The sequence below is a fragment of the Stenotrophomonas sp. ESTM1D_MKCIP4_1 genome (assembly GCF_003086895.1).
GTDB lineage: Bacteria > Pseudomonadota > Gammaproteobacteria > Xanthomonadales > Xanthomonadaceae > Stenotrophomonas.
Genome location: NZ_CP026004.1, coordinates 1,988,583 through 2,007,276, shown reverse-complemented (window position 1 = coordinate 2,007,276; position 18,694 = coordinate 1,988,583). Strand labels below are relative to the sequence as shown.

The 18,694-nt window shown below is 64.6% G+C and carries 12 protein-coding genes; 1 reads left to right on the top strand and 11 read right to left on the bottom strand.

Annotated elements, in window-relative coordinates; translation table 11 throughout:
* Positions 1-308: 308 nt before the first annotated feature.
* From C1924_RS09290 to tssI, 7 genes are all read right to left on the bottom strand, one after another.
* Complete coding sequence (locus C1924_RS09290; RefSeq protein WP_108765031.1) at positions 309-755, bottom strand: SMI1/KNR4 family protein; 447 nt, start codon at positions 753-755, stop codon at positions 309-311.
* Positions 756-1,049: 294 nt separating this feature from the next.
* Positions 1,050-1,439 (bottom strand): hypothetical protein, encoded by a 390-nt coding sequence (locus C1924_RS09285; RefSeq protein ID WP_159094775.1) that lies wholly within the window; start codon positions 1,437-1,439, stop codon positions 1,050-1,052.
* Between the two features lie 423 nt (positions 1,440-1,862).
* The gene (locus C1924_RS09280; RefSeq protein WP_108765029.1) at positions 1,863-2,261 is read right to left on the bottom strand and encodes an Imm12 family immunity protein; all 399 of its coding nucleotides are present in this window, start codon (positions 2,259-2,261) and stop codon (positions 1,863-1,865) included.
* Positions 2,262-2,276: 15 nt separating this feature from the next.
* A complete protein-coding gene (locus tag C1924_RS09275) occupies positions 2,277-6,794 on the bottom strand; it encodes an RHS repeat-associated core domain-containing protein (RefSeq protein WP_254051248.1) in 4,518 nt (1,505 codons plus the stop codon).
* Positions 6,795-6,813: 19 nt separating this feature from the next.
* The gene (locus tag C1924_RS20665) at positions 6,814-6,942 is read right to left on the bottom strand and encodes a hypothetical protein (RefSeq protein WP_301554019.1); all 129 of its coding nucleotides are present in this window, start codon (positions 6,940-6,942) and stop codon (positions 6,814-6,816) included.
* Positions 6,939-8,555, bottom strand: coding sequence for a hypothetical protein (locus C1924_RS09270; protein ID WP_108765028.1), 1,617 nt, complete (start codon positions 8,553-8,555; stop codon positions 6,939-6,941). Before C1924_RS09270 ends, C1924_RS20665 begins: the two co-directional genes overlap by 4 nt.
* Before the next feature lie 19 nt (positions 8,556-8,574).
* Positions 8,575-10,818, bottom strand: coding sequence for a type VI secretion system tip protein TssI/VgrG (gene tssI, locus C1924_RS09265; RefSeq protein ID WP_108765027.1), 2,244 nt, complete (start codon positions 10,816-10,818; stop codon positions 8,575-8,577).
* Positions 10,819-11,038: 220 nt separating this feature from the next.
* On the opposite strand from tssI, the gene C1924_RS09260 reads away from it, so the two are divergent.
* Positions 11,039-12,094, top strand: a complete 1,056-nt coding sequence (locus tag C1924_RS09260; protein ID WP_108765026.1) for a DUF1176 domain-containing protein — start codon at positions 11,039-11,041, stop codon at positions 12,092-12,094.
* Positions 12,095-12,147: 53 nt separating this feature from the next.
* Here C1924_RS09260 and recJ read toward each other — a convergent pair whose 3' ends face one another.
* From recJ to carB, 4 genes are all read right to left on the bottom strand, one after another.
* The gene (gene recJ, locus C1924_RS09255) at positions 12,148-13,905 is read right to left on the bottom strand and encodes a single-stranded-DNA-specific exonuclease RecJ (RefSeq protein ID WP_108767014.1); all 1,758 of its coding nucleotides are present in this window, start codon (positions 13,903-13,905) and stop codon (positions 12,148-12,150) included.
* Positions 13,906-13,999: 94 nt separating this feature from the next.
* Entirely contained in the window at positions 14,000-14,917 is a 918-nt protein-coding gene (locus C1924_RS09250; RefSeq protein ID WP_108765025.1) for a phosphoglycerate mutase, read from the bottom strand.
* Between the two features lie 4 nt (positions 14,918-14,921).
* A complete protein-coding gene (greA, locus tag C1924_RS09245; RefSeq protein ID WP_174208988.1) occupies positions 14,922-15,386 on the bottom strand; it encodes a transcription elongation factor GreA in 465 nt (154 codons plus the stop codon).
* Positions 15,387-15,394: 8 nt separating this feature from the next.
* Positions 15,395-18,637, bottom strand: a complete 3,243-nt coding sequence (gene carB, locus C1924_RS09240) for a carbamoyl-phosphate synthase large subunit (protein WP_108765023.1) — start codon at positions 18,635-18,637, stop codon at positions 15,395-15,397.
* Positions 18,638-18,694 lie beyond the last annotated feature (57 nt).

Sequence of the window (18,694 nt, the reverse complement as noted above, 5' to 3'; positions counted from 1 at the left end):
CTTGAAGTAGTGCGAGTCCTCGGTGGATCCAATGCACTTCGCTTCGCCGTTCTAACCTACTGATCCAACTGGTTGTCCAGTGCATGAAATTCCGTGCCCGCGAAGTCCACTCTCGGGTCGATGTGCCGCAACAGCCCTTCGGACTCGCCATAGGAGCACTCGCCCGCACCCCGGGCGCAGGCGCTGCGCTGGCTCAGACAGCCACCACGACCTGTCACAGCGCGCTTCAAACACGTGGACCGAATCCTTTGCATTCAAGCTCTTGTCGGCCTTGGGCCAAGTAGAAATGCGCGACGTACCTGGCAAACTCAAGCCAGCCGGATAATTTTCCCCAGGAAATGCCGAAAATTTTCGGCAAACGGCTCGTATCTGCCATCAAACCAATCGCGCCTGACAACCGGGTACTCGCCATTGATCAGGCCGTTGCTCGCATCAAAATAGAAAGACTCATCTGTATCCGGGAGGTGGAGCGAGATGTATCCGACAGGCAACCCACCATCTCGAGCGTCCAATCTGAAGTTGTAAATCAAATCACTGTCAGATATGTCACGCACATCCCTCGGCGCAAGCGTCAGCACAGGATATGCGCCCACCCTAAGATTTCCGAAATTGAGGAGCCATTCCTTATACGATTCTGGCAGCGGGATTCCCAACTCATCCTCTGCATCCTGAATAAGACCAGGATCGACTTGACGACCGGAAAACACCTTGACCCGTGGCCGCTGCGCCACCAGCGCCTCAAGATCATCAAACATAAACACACCTCAGTGAACCATAATCGCATTAGGCCGCGCATGTGGGGCTCCGCAACTCGACAACCTATCCCTGCACATCATAGACGAAATACTTCTGCAGCTGATGGCAAGAATGGCGAACAGCCGGGGGCGTAATACATGTGACGCGCGCAAGCTTGTCGCAAATAAAGGCGATGCGCACAAGGCTGGGCCATCCCTCAACAACTACTGAGAGGCCAGACGATTGCAGCTATCCGAGGGGAACTCAGGCTACAGCCGCAAGCTCAACGGCTACGGAAAGAGACGACTTCACCTTCAGTCAATCCAACCAATTGATGCCGCCTCCCTCTTAAGTGCAAACATGAAGGATGCGACATCAAGACCTTCAAATTTATACTTTCCCAGCGAGTCCTCAACGTAATTGAAGAAATATTTCGCAACGACAGACCTTTGCTGCTCAACATCCATGTCTTTCAGCAAATCCTCTGAAAAGCACATATCAAGAAAGAGAACAGATTCAGCCTTCGAAAAACGACGTGATGACTTCCTGCCCAGCTTATCTGGAAGGCATCTGAAGACGAAGAACACCTCGAGACTGATCAAGTGCAAATTTGATTCTAGAGCTGGGAACACCGAAACAAGCTCATTCGCAACTTCATAGACGCGCGTTTCGCCACTTGTGTCCGTGGACAATCCAAATTTCATGTCTCCCTCAGCGCTTGCATTCGAAGCTTTCGACGGTGAGCGCGAGGTCCTGCCCGCTCGTCGCGCATTTTCGTAGCGAACCCCCGACGCCTTGCGATGCCTGAATGCACAACCTCCCAGACCCGAGCAATTCTCCTCGACCAAGCGAGCATTCTGGACCGGAACATCATCTGCCGCATCTCAATTTTCGGGCTCTTCAATGAGGAGCACCTAATCTGAACGGAAGAAAGGGTTCCCACACTCCCGCAGCCAGGATCTGTAAGAAGCAGGCAGAAGCAAGCCAAGCTCTCTCCTCCTCCTCCGCGAGATATGGAGGAGCAAACACGAACAGAAAAAACCTCGCACACAATGATCCTGCGATCATCGCGCCAATGCGCTCAGAAGCAAAACCCCAACCAGTCCTCGCCGGATCTCTCAAACCAATCACTTGAAGCAAGATTTCAATGCATCAACAGCACCTGAAAATTCGATTTTGCCAGCACTTCGAGGCAATTTTACGCTCTCGAAACCGCGAATCAGCCAGTCGCCAATTGCAGATGCAGTGGAATCATCATCAACGGCAGCGGCGTCATCCTTCGCAATGCAGATGGCAAGCACAACACTTTTCTTCTTGGCTGAGAATCTAGCCGAAGAGGAGAGGCCTGCCGGGCAGTATTCAGTCAAGCTTCCACTGATCCACAACTCGACATCAATCGTCTCCAGACCTTCAATGGACACTACTTCAAATGCTGATTTCAGCCTGGCGCGAGCCTGCACGACTTCAGGAAGATACTTCACCCCCGTCTCTGGCCCGCCCATCCTTCCACTCAAAGTTACATCCATCTGTCCTCCATAGGTCTAGCTGCGACAGCCGGCGGCAGCCGCAAGTCTCTTGGCCAGGTCATCGGCCGCCGCCAATGCATTCTTCGCAGCCGAGGATAGCGTTGCACTTGGGTTGCTACCAGCCCAGCTTTCAAAATTCCTCGGTCCCGGCAGTGCGCTTGTCAACTCCCGTTCAAGATTGAGCATGTCCTGCCTAGTCCCTCTGGCCACCTCAATGACGTCCCAGTCTCGCGGAATTGAACTACCGTATCGAGCCCTCGGATTTGCCACTTCTTGAGTGATTCCCCACTTCTGGAAAACGCCGGATTCGTCGTACTGCGCGTACAACACTGAGGGCTTAGTTGACGTCTTCGAATTGCCATGAACACTCGGCTTAGGCTTAGGCTTAGGCCCGGGCTTTCGTGCAAATTGGCCATTCTTTCGATGTTTGTTCCATAGCCCCAGGGGATCGACAAAGCACAGCGTATTGGACCCGAACTCATACACATTTGCTACGCCAGAATCCAGGCCAATTGGATCCTGCGAGATGTAGCCTCCGGCCCAAGGATCGTAGTACCGATGCCGATTGTAGTGAAGACCAGTTTCTTCGTCGTAGTACTGCCCGAGCAGGCGCAGAGGTTGTTCCAGTCCGCAGCATTCAGAGACATATGCAGCGCCGAGGCCCGTGAACTGTGCCTGCCACAGCAAAGCCCCGCTTGAATCCAGAACTCGAGCTGCTGCCCCATTCGGGTCGAGTTGGTAGAGCAGTGCTATGGTCGCCGGAATATCCTTTCCGGCCGCTTGAATTCGCCCATCCAGACCATCAAGCGCCCCTTCTCTCGATGGATCGGCTGCCGAACCATCTCCGATGGCGTAGGAGCGGAACTCAGCACTGCCTTCCTCTGGCACCGTAGCAATGGCAGCTATCGGCTCACCCAAAGCGACCTGGCCCAACGCTCCAAACCCGTTGCCACCGGTCGAGCCCATCAACGCGGGTCTCTTCCTGAGGGCCGTGGCAGGTTCAACTCTTGCTTGGCCGCAGGGCGCACTACGCACTACAGTCGGAGTCTCGTAAGCACATCCCTGCTTCTGCTTCACGAGCAGTACTAGTGGTTCAAACGTCCCTGGGTAGTACACATACTCCCGCACCCGCTCATGCAGCTTTTCCAACCGCCGCTGCCGGCGCCTTACCTCTACCAGGCTCGCCACATTACCCACCCAGACCGGCGCCGCCTCTTCGGCATCGTTGGCCTGCTGCACCTCACCCAGCAACGCATCTCCATCCCAGAAGAACCACGTCGTCTGCGTCGGATTGCGCTTGAACACCCGCCGCCCCAGCGGGTCATAGCCGTAGTACGTTGACTGGCCGTTGCGGCGGCTCTCGGCCAACCGATGGTTGGCATCCCAGATCAGCGTCAGGTCATCCGGCGCATCCCCATGCGGCACGCCCTTGCGCACCAGGTCGCCTGCCCGGTCAAACACGTAGTGCATGCCCTGGCAGGAGCCTTCGCGCGTCCAGGTGGTCAGGTCGTCATCGTCGCCGCCCACCACCTTGCGCGCCTGCACCTGCTTCACCTCGGTGCGCAGCCGGTCGCCCGCCGGGTCGTTGAAGTAGCGCTCCACCTTCCCCTTGGGGTCGATGTGCTGCAGCAGGCGCCCGATCGCGTCGTAGCGGTACTCGTCCACGCCCTGTGCGCTGTCGCTGCGCCGGGTCAGGTTGCCACTGCGGTCATAGTCATAACGCGTTTCGAACAGCGGCGCGGCATCCTTCAGTACCGATTGCGAGGTCAGCAGGTTGCGGCTGTCATAGGTGAAGTCGCGCTGTAGATGCGGACTCAGCTGCTCGCGCGTCGTGCGGCCCAACGCGTCGCGCTCAATGGAGATCGGCGACTCGTCGTTGATCGCAACCGACACCGTCTGGTCGCGCAGGTCGTAGCCAAACGCCACCCGGTTACCCGCCGAGGTCTCCCGCAGGACCTCATTTCCCACTTCATCGTAGCCATAGCCCACGCGGAAGCCATCCTGCAGCTCCTCCAGCAGCTGGCCCAGCGGGTCATACACGCGCTTCACCGTACGCGCTGGATTGCGCAGCTCGACAATCTGCCCCTGCACGTCGTAGACAAAGTGCTCCTGCACCTGCTGGCCGGGATGACGTACATCCGGCAGCGTCTTGCGGGTGATGCGCCCAAGCTTGTCGGTGGTAAAAGCGATGCGCTGGCCTAGTGGATCCATGGTCGCCGTCAGCCGCCCGGCAGCATCGTAGCTGTAACGCCGTGATTGCCCCCAGTAGTCCACTTCCTCGACGATGCGGCCCAATGCATCGCGTACGAGCTGATAGGTCTCGCCGCGCTGGTTGATGACCGCGATGAGCTGCTCTTCGGTGTCGTAGCGGTACTCCACGCTGTGGCCATCGGCCTGCAGGCGCTTGCCGATCTGTCCGATGCCCACGTACTGCAGCCGCGTCTGCGCGCCCACTTCATCGGTGTAGCGGACCAGCTGATCTTCGGCATCGTACTCGCAGCGCACACCGTTCCCATCGGGGCCAGCGGTGGCCAACAGGCGTCCCTTGGCGTCGTACTCGTAGCGGCTGGTCTGTCCCAGCGGATCCACCTGGCGCAGCAGATTGCCCAGCGGATCGTGATCGAAGCGACTCTCATGGCCTAGCGCATCAATGACAGCCGCCACCAGGCCATGACGGTCGTAGCGCAGTTGCGTAACCGCCTGCCGCGCGTTGGTCTGCGCTTTCAACTGGCCCTGTGGGTCGTACTCGAAACGGGTGGTCGCACCCAACGGGTCGGTCTGGCTGATCAACTGACCCTGCCCGTCATACGCCTGTTGCCAGTCGGCGCCATCCGGCGTCCGCAGCGACACCATATGGTCGTCCAGGTCGTATTCCATCTGGATCGACGTGCCATCGGCGCGGGTCAGGCAGACCAGATTGCCCTGCGCATCATAGGCAAACGCGGTGCGCAGCCCCTCCGGGTCGGTCACCGCAACGGTGCGCCCAAAGTCGTCGTACTCGAACAGCGTCACGCCATCGAGCGGATCGATCTCGCACAGCGGCAGCTGGTTCTCGTCGAACTTCACCACGCTCAGGTGGCCGAGCGAGTCGGTCACCCGGGTCTCGCGCAGCAGCGCGTCGTACTCAAAGTGGTAGTCGTACAGGCCACCATCGCCCCACGAGTGCACTACCCTGCCCTGCGGGTCGAACGCGTAGTGGAATGACAGGCCCACGCGGTCGGTGTGCCGCACCAGGCGATGCTGTTCGTACGCGAAGGTGCGCGGCGCACCCAGCGCATCGACAGCCGCCAACAGATCACCCTCGCCACTGTAGCGGTAGCTCACCAGCGGATGCACCAGGCCGGTGGCCGGGTCATGCAGCGCCATCCGGTCGATGCGGCCGTGGCGCGCCTCCACCTCGATGAAGCGCCCCTGCAGGTCACCGACGCCACTTTCGACAATGCGCACCAGATGGCCGTCGCGGCGCTCGAACCGCCAGTGGTTGCCGTGGGCATCCTCGATGCGCTCGATCGGCCACGACTGCGGATTCGGCAGCGCGCTGACGCCTGCGGGCAGATCGCCGCCGAACACATACTTCAGGCCGCTCTTGAAGCGCACCTGCCATTGCCCGCGCCGCCGCAGCAGGCGTGCGCCATCGACGAAATCGAGGATCGCCCCGGCCTCGCCGTCGGCCGGTGGCAGCTCGGGGAAGAAGGCGGCCTGGTCCGGGCCGGACAGCCACACGCTGCCGTCGTCCAGCAGTTCCAGGCGGATATCGGCCGGCGTCTGCCAGCCGGCACCGCACAGACCCGGCTCACCCGCCCGGCGCGAGCCATAGCTGCGCTGCCAGGCGAAGGACAGCCGCCCCGGAATGTCGAAGTCCTGGTGGCTGACCACCACGCTGCCATCGCGGATATCCACCGGTTCGGCGCGCAGCACCTTGCACTTCAGGAAGCTCGAGGGCAGATGGCCCCATTTGCCACGCCGCCAGTTGGCGAAGGCATCCATCTTCTTGCGGAAGAAGGCACTCTTGCGCAGCTTGCCCAGCCCGGCAAACGCGGCGCGGAACGCCAGCGCGGTCCAGGACACCGTGGGCGGCCCGCCGATGGTGACGCTGGTGGGGATGGCCACGTTCAGGCCGGTGGGCAGCGACATGGCGCGCAGCGGCTTCTTCGGCTTCTTCACCCGGAACGGGTTGATCATGCCGGCCAGGTTGCAGTCCAGCACCGGCATGGCCAGCCGCGAGAACGGCTCGCCATCGGCCGACACCGTGCGGCTGCCCATGAAGATTTCTTCGCCGTCGAACTGCGGCCCCATCGGCGCAGCCAGCGGCGGTCCCCACACGCCCAGTGGAATGTGGATGTCCAGGCCGCCGGTGCCGGCGGTGCCGCGATGTACACCGTTGACCTTGATGGTCGAGCCGATGAACGGGATGTAGTCGAACGGATCCAGCACCAGGCCGATATGCGGCGTCGGCAGCGGGCACGGCGGCACCGCGTACATGTGGATGTCGATGCCCAGCTGCGGATCGAAATGCTTGGCGGCGATGCTCACGGCAACACTCCCTGTTGCTTTACAAGGCGCGGAACAACGCGCGCAGGAACGCCTTTACTTCGTCACGGTACTCGGCGCTGATCCAGGTCACGACGATGATGCCCAGCACGATGGCCACCACCATCACCACGGTCTTGTTCGACTTCATGCAACAGCAACTCCTGTAACGGTCGTTCCCGCGCGTGCGGCCACAGGCGGCTGCAGCAGGCCCGACGGGTCGGGCAGCGGCTGCATCGCCGGCGGCTCGCTCCACACCGGAATGTCATGGTCGAGCGGGTGCTCGATGGCTGGCAGGCCATTCCAGCCTGGGTCGAGGAAATCGCGACCGACAGCCACGATCTTGCGGAAAAACTCATCGCCGCCCTGGATCAGGCGCTCGCGCTCCTGCTGGGCACGGTGGAAACCACGCTCCAGCGTTGAATCCAGCTCGGCGTCGATCGCATCCAGTGCCGGGCGTGGCGGCTGCGGCCCGAGCGCACGCCCCTGCGCGTCGGCCTTTTCCAGCAGGCCGGTACTGGCCTGCAGGTAGTCGCTGGCCACCTGCTGCAGCGATTCGCAGCGGCGCGCATCCTGCAGCTGCAGCAGGTCCCACAGCGCCTGCGGCAGCGTGGTGGCCTTGCGGTCGGCCGGCGCCAGTGGCTTGGCGATGCGGATGGCCTCCAGCAACTGGGTCCGCGCGGCCTCGCGCTGGCCGGCCTGCAACTGGCACCAGCCGGCCATGCGCTGGCCTTCCAGCGCGAACATCGGGTGCGGAATGCTCGCCGCCGACGTCGATGCCTGCAGGTAGGTCTGTGCGGCGCGCTCGGGCTGCTTGGCGGCCAGCCAGCAGCCGGCCTCGCCGAACCAGCTCTGCATCACCAGTTCCGGTGCAGCGGGGTTGCCGCTCATGCGCGCGCCCTCGGCCGCGCTGCGCGCCTGCCGGTAGCTGTTGATCGCCTGCCCGTGGTCGCCATGCTTCAGCCACGCGCCGGCCACCATCATCTGCACCACCGACTGCTGGTCCTGCCAGCCATGCCGCTGCGCCAGCCCCTGCGCGCGCCCGGCGCGGGCAACGACCTGCGAGGGGCTGCCGCGCTCAAGCAGCAGCATCAGGTCTGCCAGCAGCTGCCGGTACAGCACTTCCGGGCCACGGCCGCCGGACTGCGCTGCGGTGTCGCGGGCGATGCCGAACATGTCGACCGGGGCGCTGACCACACGCGCCAGCGCGCCGTGACGGTCCAGCAGCGACTGCCAGCGCGGATCTTCTTCGGTATCCACCAGCACCAGGCGCAGGCGCGCGCCGGGGCCGGCGGCCAGCGCCGCGTCAACCCAACGTTCGAAACCCTCGCCCGGCACGCAGCGCTCCGGCTCGAGCACCGCCGCCAGCAGCCGCAGGTGCTCGCCATGGTGGTCGATGAAGCTCTCCAGCACCTGCACCACGCCGTGCGCGCTGTCCGGGTGCGCCTCGTGCGGGCCACGCCAGCCCAGCGGCACCTGCTGCGCGCGCAGATCGTCCTGGCTGGCCAGATACCGGTCCAGCAGATCCTGCTTGACCTGCCGGCTGTAGCGGAAGCCCAGTTCGTAGGCGGTATCGATGCGCAGGAAGTAATCCGGCGTATCGCGGCCAGCATCGTTGCGCTGCATCTCGAAGAACGCGGCCAGCAAGCGGCTGGCGGCGGCTGGCAGGCGCCAGACCAGCAGCCGCCGGCTGCGGTCGGCGCTGGCCTCCAGCCAGGCATCGCGCAGTGCGTTCAAGCCGCGCAACATGGGGGTGTCCTGCATCGTGCTTCTCCCTGGCGGCTCAGCAGTTGAGCTTGATCTCGCTGCCGTTGACCGATACACCGCCTGCGTCGATCACCACCTCCGAGCCGCCGGCGGTGATCTTGATCGCGCTGTCGGTGATCTCGATGACCGAGCCGCCGACCTTGCTGGTGAGCTTGACTGCGGACTCCAGGCTCATCGCGCCGTCCGAACCCTGGCTGTGGGTGCCGGTGGCATCCTGGCTGAAGTTGCCGGTGACATCGATGACGCGCGCACCGACGTTGCTGTCATCGACCTTGCCCTGCACCTTGCGCTTGTCCTGCCCGGTGATCGTCACCTCACGGGCGGCCTGCAGCGTTTCGGTGACCAGCCCGCCCACGGTGCGGCTGGAGGTGGACGTGACCGTTTCCGCCCAGGTGCCGGTGCGCTGGCTGGTGTAGTTGCCGGTCAGGGTGGTCTTGAAATCCCCGGTGATGGTTTCGGTGTAGCCGGCGGCCACGATCGTCTTGGTTTCGCCGGTCTCGTATTTTTCCGTGACCGCACCGGTGACGTTGGTGGTGCGGGTACCGGTGACACCCAGCGTGTCGGTACCGGTCACGGTGATGCCGCGGTTGCCGCCGACACTGATGTTCTGGTTGGCGCCCACACCCATGGTGTGGTTCACCGCCACCGTGGTCGACTTGTTGTTCTGGATGTCGGCGTTCTGGTCGTTGAGCACGGTGGTGACCATGTCACGCTGGGCGCGCATGTTCAGCAGCTCGCCACCGGCACCATCGTGCATGGTGATTTCATTCCAGCCTGCGCCCTTGACGGTCTTTGACTTCAGGCCGCTGACCTCCATGCCGAACGGCGGCATGTTGTCTTCGTTGTAGACGCGCCCGGTGATGATCGGGCGGTCCGGGTCACCATCGAGGAAATCAACGATGACTTCCTGGCCCACGCGCGGCGGCGACACGCCCCCCATGTCCGCACCGGCCCAGGGGCTGGCGCTGCGGATCCAGCACGAGGCGTTCTCGCGCCGGTCGAGCTGGCGGTCCCAGTGGAACTGCACCTTGACCCGGCCATAGCGGTCGGCATGCAGTTCCTCGCCCGGCGGGCCGACCACGGTGGCGGTCTGCGGGCCCGGCATGCGCGGCCACGGGGTGAGGCGCAGCGGGCGGTACGGAATGCGCCGCCGCAGCACTTCGGCCTGCACTTCCACGCTGGGTGCTTCGGCGCTACCGAAATCGGCGGCGAAGTTGTTGTGGCCCTCGCGCTGCACGCTGACCACGAAGAAGCTGCGGTCGGTGTCATCGCGGCCGATGAAGTCCGGATGCCGTTCCAGGTCGAAGCAGCTGCCCGCCTCCATTTCACCGGCATTGCCCGCGCACTCGAACAGCTTGGTCGGCCAGGTCACTTCCTCGTTGCGCACCGCGGCCAGCGCCGTACCGATGCGACTGTTCATGAAGCGCGCGGCGCCGTCGTAACGGTACTGCTCCAACGGGGGCAGCAGGCCCAGCGGCACCTGGTTGCCCTGGTTGCCATCCAGCCGTTCGCCCGGCTGCTTGAAATCGAAGCTGCGCAGCGTCTGCACGCTCGGGCCGACCCGGCGCCGCGCGCCCCAGCGATGCAGGCCCGTGCTGGCCAGCGTGCCCTGGTCGGACACGAAGGCGATCGGCTGCGGCTCGCCGTGGGCGGTGCTCAACGTCGAATCGTCGCTGATCACCATCTCGTGGCCTTCTTCGTCATGGACGAAGCTGTAGTACAGGCCTGCGTCTTCCAGCAGGCGGCTGACGAAGGCGAAATCCGATTCGTTGTACTGCACGCAGTACGGCAACGGTGCCAGCTTGCCGGGGTTGAGGTCGTAGCGGTAACGCGCCAGCTGCGCATAGCCCTCGAAGACTTCCTCGATGATCTGGAGCGCGGTGCGATCCTGGAAGATGCGGCAGTTGCAGGTGTAGTCGAGGAAGGCGAACCACGGCGCCAGTTCGGCACGGTAGGCACTGAACTGTGCCTGCTGCCCAGTGCTGGCGAACTCGCGCACGTAGCCATGCACGCTGCGGTTGCCGAATTCATCCCCCAGCTGCAGGCGCAGCGGCTGCCCGACCAGTTGCTTCAACTCCAGCCGCGGCTGGATGGAAAGCAGGTCGATGCGGTAGGTGAACGGATTGGACACCGACGCGATGCCATCGAAACGCTTGACCAGAAACGTGTCCGGGTCCAAAGCGGTTTCGACGCGGATCAGGCGTCGGTCCTGGTGCAGGCGCTGCAGCGCGGCGCCGGGGAGCAGTGATTCGGCGTACATCGGGCGTTCCGTCGTCCCATGTTGGTCGTGGGCCGACTGTGCCATCCAGACGTGACACGCGCCAGCTTTTTGACGGTGATAGCGCCAGATAACGAGATGAATTCATTAAGGTTTTCCGCAGGAGTGTGCATCACGTCACACATATCGGGTAGCCGCATGGCTGGTCAGCGCTGCACGTGAGCGGCACCATAGCGGCCGGATTTCCCCCATAAGGATGTGCATGCGCCCGTTGTTCCTGTCTGTGCTGATGGCGGCTTCGTTGCCTGCCGCTGCTGCCTCGACCGCGCCTTTTCCGTTCACCCACAACGACTGGACCCTGTCCTGCGACAACACGCGGACCTGCCGTGCGGCGGGTTACCAATCCGATGAAGCGGACGGCCCGGCGGTGTCGGTGCTGTTGACCCGCGCGGCCGGCCCGGGCCAGCGCGTGCAGGGCCAGCTGATGCTGGGCCAGTACGATGAGGACGCGCCGAAGCTTGCGGCGCAGGCCACGGCCCATCTGCAGATCAATGGCACCGACCTGGGCCGACTGGCGTTGCAGGATGGCACTGGGGCGCTGACTGCGGCCCAGACCGATGCGCTGCTCGCCGCCCTCACCCGCACCAGCCGCATCGAAGTGGTGGCCGGCGGCGGCCGCCAGCGCTGGACCCTGTCCGACAGTGGCGCGTCGGCGGTACTGCTGAAGATGGATGAGTTCCAGGGCCGCCTTGGCACACCCGGCGCATTGGTACGCAAGGGCACCGGCAGCGAGGACAAGGTGCTGCCAGCCCTGCCGGCACCGGTGGTGACGCCGGCGAAACTGCCGGCCACGCGTGCGGCCGACACCGCGCTGGCACAGACCCAGGCCGCTGCCCTGCGCACGGCGCTGCGCGCGGTCACGCCCGCCGATGATTGTTCGGCGATCAGCCCCGAAGGTGACCCGATGATCGACGGGCCGGAGGAGCTGACCATCACCCGCCTGTCCAGCGACAAGGTGCTGGTCTCTACGCTGTGCTGGCGCGCCGCCTACAACGAGGGCTACGGCTTCTGGGTGGCCAACGACAAGGCACCGTTCAAGCCGGTGCTGGTCACCACATCCGGCAGCGACAACGATGGCGCGGTCATCAATGCCGCCCACAAGGGTCGCGGCCTGGGAGACTGCTGGCACACGTCGGACTGGACCTGGGACGGCAAGCGCTTCGTCAAAACCGGCGAAGCGACCTCCGGCCTGTGCCGTCTGGTGGCCGCCGGCGGGGCCTGGGAGATGCCCACCGTGGTCAGCAAGGTCCAGCCCTGAGCGCTTGAGCGGAGCGCTGCGGCCTGTGCACCGGCACGGGCCGGGCGCCAGGGTCAGGCCGGCAGGCAGTGCTCGATGATGAGCTGGATGGCCGAACCACCACGATAGTCATCGCAGGCCAGGCGGTACGCCAGATGCACGTGGCGGCCCGGCGCATTGCCGTGCCAGCCACTGAAATGGATCGCATTGAGGGTGCCCGGCACGCCGGGCAGACGCAGTTCGAGCTTGAGGTGGCGCTCTTTCAGCACACGCCAGTTGGCCACTTCAAAATGGCCGTCGAACAACGGCTCAGGGAAGCCCTGCCCCCACGGACCGGCCAGGCGCAGGGCATCGGCGTGGCGATGGTCGAGTTCGTGCGCGGCCAGCTCTCCGTCGCTGAGAACCTGCTGCTGCAACGCAGCCGGATCCAGCACCTCCTGCACGATGGCGGCGAAGGCCGCCTCGAATGCTGGCAGGTGCTCCAGGCGCATGCTGAGCCCGGCCGCCATGGCGTGGCCACCGAAGCGTTCGACCAGGCCGGGATGGCGTGCATCGACCAGCGCCAGGGCATCACGGATATGCAGGCCGGGAATGGAACGGGCGGAACCGCGCAGTGTGTCCGCACCCGGTTCGGCAGGTGCGAAGGCGATCACCGGGCGATGCAGGCGGTCCTTCATCTTCGATGCCACCAGACCGACCACGCCGGGGTGCCACTCGGCATCGAACAGGCAGGCGGCCACCGGGCGCTGGCCATCGGTCTGCAGCACCACGCGCGACAGGGCCTGCTCGGCATCATCGGTCATCGATTGCTGTACCGCACGGCGCTCGGCGTTGATCTGTTCCAGGGTCTGGGCGATGTCGCGCGCCTGACGCGGGTCTTCGGTCAGCAACAGGGCAATGCCCAGTGCCATGTCTTCCAGACGGCCGGCGGCGTTCAAGCGTGGGCCAAGCGCGAAACCGATGTCGGTGGCCGTCAATCGTGCGCTCTCGCGGCCACTGGCTTCGATCAGCGCCTTGAGCCCGACGCAGCCCTGCCCTGCGCGAAGGCGGCGCAGGCCGGCGCTGACCAGGGCGCGGTTGTTCGCATCCAGCGCCACCAGATCGGCCACGGTGCCCACCGCCACCAGGTCCAGCAGCGTGGTCAGGTCCGGCCCTTTGCCATCGGCAAACACACCGGCTTCGCGCATCTGCCGGCGCAGGGCCATCAGCACGTAGAAGATGACGCCGACACCCGCCAGCGATTTGCTGGGGAAATCGTCGCCTTCCAGGTTGGGATCGACGATGACATCGGCCGGCGGCAGTTGCGGCCCCGGCAGATGGTGGTCGGTCACCAGCACCTGCCAGCCACGCGCCTTGGCTGCGTTGACACCGGCATGGCAGGCAATGCCGTGGTCGACGGTCACCAGCAGATCGGGCTGCAGTTCAACCAGTTCTTCCACCAGCGAGGGCGACAGGCCGTAGCCGTGCACCATGCGGTTGGGCACGGCATGGAACACGTGGCGCGCGCCGAGCATGCGCAGGCCCCGCACGCCGACCGCACAGGCGGTGGCGCCATCGCAATCGAAATCGCCCACCACCAGGATGCGCTTGTCGTTGGCGATGGCCTCCACCAGCAGCGCAACCGCCGCGTCCATGCCGGTCAGCAGTTCCGGCGCATGCAGGTTGCCCAGCCGAGGCAGCGCCAGATCCGGCGTGGTGGCGCCACGGCTTGCATACAGGCGGGCCAGCAGCGGCAGCGTGTCATCCGGCCACGGGCCCGGCAGCACCGGCTCGCGGCGGCGGATCATCGGAACGTCGGACACGGGCAGCGCAGCATCGGCGGCAAGGGACATCGGCATCGCCGGTTGCGGAAGACGTGACCATGATAACGCGGGGCCGGAGACGGGGGTCAGAGCCGTTTCCCGGGGAAAACGGATCCGACCCCGCTCAATCATGCAGCTGGCGTGGCTTCTTCCAGAACTGCCAGCGCTGGCGCTTGTCCAGCTGGAACTGCAGGCCGTCCTCGAAATCCAGCACGAGGCGCTGCAGTTCACCGCGCTGCAGGGCAGCCAGCAGCGGACGGATGGCATCGTTGCCCAGCTGCTGCAGCGAGCGCAGCTGGCGCAGGTCGACCAGGGCGTCGACGGCCTGTTCGCCATCCACCGAAACACCCGCGGCCAAGGCCAGGCCCTGCAGCAGGGCATCGCGGCTGCGCACCTGCACGTGCGGGGTGGTCACCGACACCGGCATGACGCCGCCGCCCCAGAACCACAGCGAATTGATCGGCTGCTGGCCCTGCGCGGCGCGCTGCTGGTTCCAGGAATGGTTGTGCAGCAGCACCTGCGCTTCGGTCATCAGCGCCCGCCAGCGGCGGCCACCCTCACCTTCCGGCAGGTGCGAGAACAGATCATCGCCCAGCACTTCGTCGGGGCTGTCGAAGACCGGCAGCTCGATGTCGATCGGCAGGCGCAGGTACCAGCGCGCGGGGTCCGGCGCATCCAGCACGAAACCCGCTTCGGCGAACAACGGCTGCAGCACCGGCAGCAGCGCCAGGCTGTCGGCCAGCGTCGGCCGCAGGGTCTCGCCATGGCCCATCATCCGTGCGCCGTGCATATCCGGCACCATGCAGGCCGGGTCGGCCCGCAGCCAGCACGCGCCTGCGGCATCGCCGACGTCACGCTGGCGGGTCAATGCGGCGACCGGCCAGTGCGACGCCGCCACCGTGAAATGACGCTGCAGCTGGGCGCGTTCGCCCGCGTCCAGCTGTACCGCAGTGGCGCGGCCCAGGGCACGCGCCACCTCGTCTGGCAATGCAGCCGCCGCAAAGCGGCTGCGTGCCGGCAACAACAGGGTCGCCGTTGCCACCCGGTCAGTCCACGTAGCTGACGCTGACGATCTCGTACTCGCGCTGGCCGGCCGGGGCGTCGATCACGATCGAATCACCTTCCAGCTTGCCGATCATCGCGCGGGCCACCGGCGAGGAAATGGCGATCAGGCCCAGCTTGATGTCCGCTTCCAGGTCTCCGACGATCTGGTACTTCTTCTCTTCGTCGGTTTCCACGTCCGCCAGGGTCACGCTGGCGCCGAACACCACCTTGGAGCCGGCATTGAGCTTGCTCACGTCGATGATTTCAGCGTGCGACAGTTCGCCTTCCAGCTGCTTGATGCGGCCTTCGATGAAGCCCTGCTCTTCGCGCGCGGCGTGGTACTCGGCGTTTTCCTTCAGGTCACCGTGCTCACGCGCTTCGGCGATCGCAGCGATCACCTTGGGCCGCTTGACCGACTTCAGGTGATCCAGTTCGTCACGCAGCTTCTGCGCACCCTTCAGGGTGATGGGGGCTCTCATGCATTCAACTCCTTGTGCAGCTCCTGCAGCGACCAGACAGGGCCGGTGCCGCGGAATTCCAGTGAATCCACCAGCGCCTTGGCGCCGGCAATGGTGGTCGAATAGGTGACGCGGTGCTGCAGCGCCTCGCGACGGATCGAGAACGAGTCGTTGATCGCGGCACGGCCTTCGGTCGTGTTGACGATATAGACGATCTCGCCGTTCTTGATCGAATCGACGATGTGCGGACGGCCTTCCACCACCTTGTTGATGATTTCGCAGTCCATGCCGTGCTGCTGCAGCCACGCGGCAGTGCCACGGGTGGCCACCAGGCTGTAGCCACGCGCCAGCAGGGCCTTGGCCACCGGCAGCACGCGCTTCTTGTCCGGGTCGCGCACCGAAACGAAGGCCTTGCCGACCGGCGGGGCCTTGATGCTGCCCGCTTCCTGCGCACGTGCGAAGGCGGCGTTGAAGGTACGGCCGACGCCCATCACTTCACCGGTGGAGCGCATTTCCGGCCCGAGGATCGGGTCGACGCCCTGGAACTTGGCGAACGGGAAGATCGCTTCCTTCACCGAGTAGTAGTCCGGCACGATCTCTTCGGTCGCGCCCTGCTCTACCAGGGTCTTGCCGGCCATGCAGCGCGCGGCGATCTTGGCCAGCGCCATGCCGGTGGCCTTGGACACGAACGGCACGGTACGCGACGCACGCGGGTTCACTTCCAGCAGGTAGATGGTGTCTTCACCTTCTTCGCTGGTCTGGATCGCGAACTGGGTGTTCATCAGGCCGACCACGTTCAGGGCCTTGGCCAGCTCCACCACCTGGCGGCGCAGCTCGGCCTGGGTGCTGGCCGACAGCGAGTACGGCGGCAGCGAGCAGGACGAATCGCCCGAGTGCACGCCGGCTTCTTCGATGTGCTCCATCACGCCGCCGATCAGGACGTTGCCATCCTTGTCGGCGATGATGTCCACATCGCATTCCACGGCGTTGTCCAGGAAGCGGTCCAGCAGCACCGGCGAATCGTTGGACACCTTCACCGCATCACGCACGTAGCGGGCCAGGTCGGATTCGCCGTAGACGATTTCCATCGCGCGGCCACCCAGCACGTAGCTCGGGCGCACCACCAGCGGGTAGCCGATCTCGCGGGCCAGCAGCAGGGCTTCCTGGTCGTTGCGGGCAATGCGGTTCGGCGGCTGCTTCAGGCCCAGCGAATCCACCAGCTGCTGGAAGCGCTCGCGGTCTTCGGCCAGGTCGATCGAATCCGGGCTGGTGCCGATCACCGGCACGCCGTTGGCTTCCAGCGCGCGCGCCAGCTTCAGCGGGGTCTGGCCGCCGTACTGCACGATCACGCCCTTGGGCTGTTCCAGTTCGACGATTTCCAGCACGTCTTCCAGGGTCAGCGGCTCGAAGTACAGGCGGTCGGAGGTGTCGTAGTCGGTCGACACGGTTTCCGGGTTGCAGTTGACCATGATGGTTTCGTAACCATCCTCGCGCAACGCCAGTGCCGCGTGCACGCAGCAGTAGTCGAACTCGATGCCTTGGCCGATGCGGTTGGGGCCGCCGCCGAGGATCATGATCTTGTCACGGTTGGTCGGCGCGGCTTCGCACTCGTCCTCGTAGGTCGAGTACAGGTAGGCGGTACCGGTGGAGAATTCACCGGCACACGAGTCCACGCGCTTGTAGACCGGGCGCACCTTGTGCGCACGACGCAGCGCACGGATGGCCGCTTCGTTGGTGCCGGTCAGCTGGGCCAGGCGGGCGTCGGAGAAACCGGCACGCTTCAGCCTGCGCAGGCGCGCGGCGTCCAGCGCGTCGATGCCACCGGCAGCCACTTCAGCTTCCGCAGCGATGATTTCCTCGATCTGGTCCAGGAACCAATGGTCGATGAAGGACAGCGCGTAGATCTCTTCCACGCTCATGCCGGCGCGGAACGCATCGGCCACGTAGAACAGGCGCTCCGGGCCCGGGGCCTTCAGCTCGCGGCGCAGGGTCTGCAGGTCGTCCTCATTGGCCAGGTCCAGCCCGGTCGGGTCGAAGCCCACCTTGCCGGTCTCCAGGCCACGCAGGGCCTTCTGCATCGACTCCTGGAAGGTGCGGCCCATCGCCATCACCTCACCCACAGACTTCATCTGGGTGGTCAGGCGGGCATCGGCGGCCGGGAACTTCTCGAAGGCGAAGCGCGGGATCTTGGTGACGACGTAATCGATGGACGGCTCGAACGAGGCCGGGGTCAGGCCGCCGGTGATCTCGTTCTTCAGTTCGTCCAGGGTGTAACCCACGGCCAGCTTGGCGGCGACCTTGGCGATCGGGAAGCCGGTGGCCTTGGAAGCCAGTGCCGAGGAACGCGACACGCGCGGGTTCATCTCGATCACCACCACACGGCCGGTGGTCGGGTTGATGCCGAACTGCACGTTCGAGCCACCGGTATCGACGCCGATCTTGCGCAGCACGGCGATGGAGGCATCGCGCAGGCGCTGGTATTCCTTGTCGGTCAGGGTCTGGGCCGGGGCCACGGTGATCGAGTCACCGGTGTGCACGCCCATCGGGTCCAGGTTTTCGATCGAGCAGACGATGATGCAGTTGTCCGCGGTATCGCGGACCACTTCCATCTCGAATTCCTTCCAGCCCAGCACCGATTCTTCGACCAGCACTTCGGTGGTCGGCGACAGTTCCAGGCCGCGGCTGACGATCTCGACCAGTTCTTCGCGGTTGTAGGCGATGCCGCCACCGCTGCCACCCAGGGTGAAGCTGGGGCGGATGATGGTCGGGTAGCCGACGCGGGTCTGGATCTCCAGCGCTTCGTCCAGGGTGTGGGCGACGGCGGCGGTCGGGCATTCCAGGCCGATTTCACCCATGGCGACGCGGAACAGCTCGCGGTCTTCGGCCATGCGGATCGCGTCGCGCTTGGCGCCGATCAGTTCGACGTTGTACTTCTCCAGCACGCCGTTGTCGGCCAGGTCCAGCGCGCAGTTCAGCGCGGTCTGGCCACCCATGGTCGGCAGCAGCGCATCGGGCTTTTCCTTGGCGATGATCTTCTCGACCGTCTGCCAGTTGATCGGCTCGATGTAGACGGCGTCGGCCATCTCCGGGTCGGTCATGATGGTGGCCGGGTTGCTGTTGACCAGCACCACGCGGTAACCCTCGTCACGCAGGGCCTTGCAGGCCTGGGCGCCGGAGTAGTCGAACTCGCAGGCCTGGCCGATGACGATCGGGCCAGCACCGATGATGAGGATGGTCTTGAGGTCAGTGCGCTTGGGCATTTTCTTCTCTAAGTCAGTACAGCGTGACAAGGGGAGTGATCGCACGCTGTCGATCAG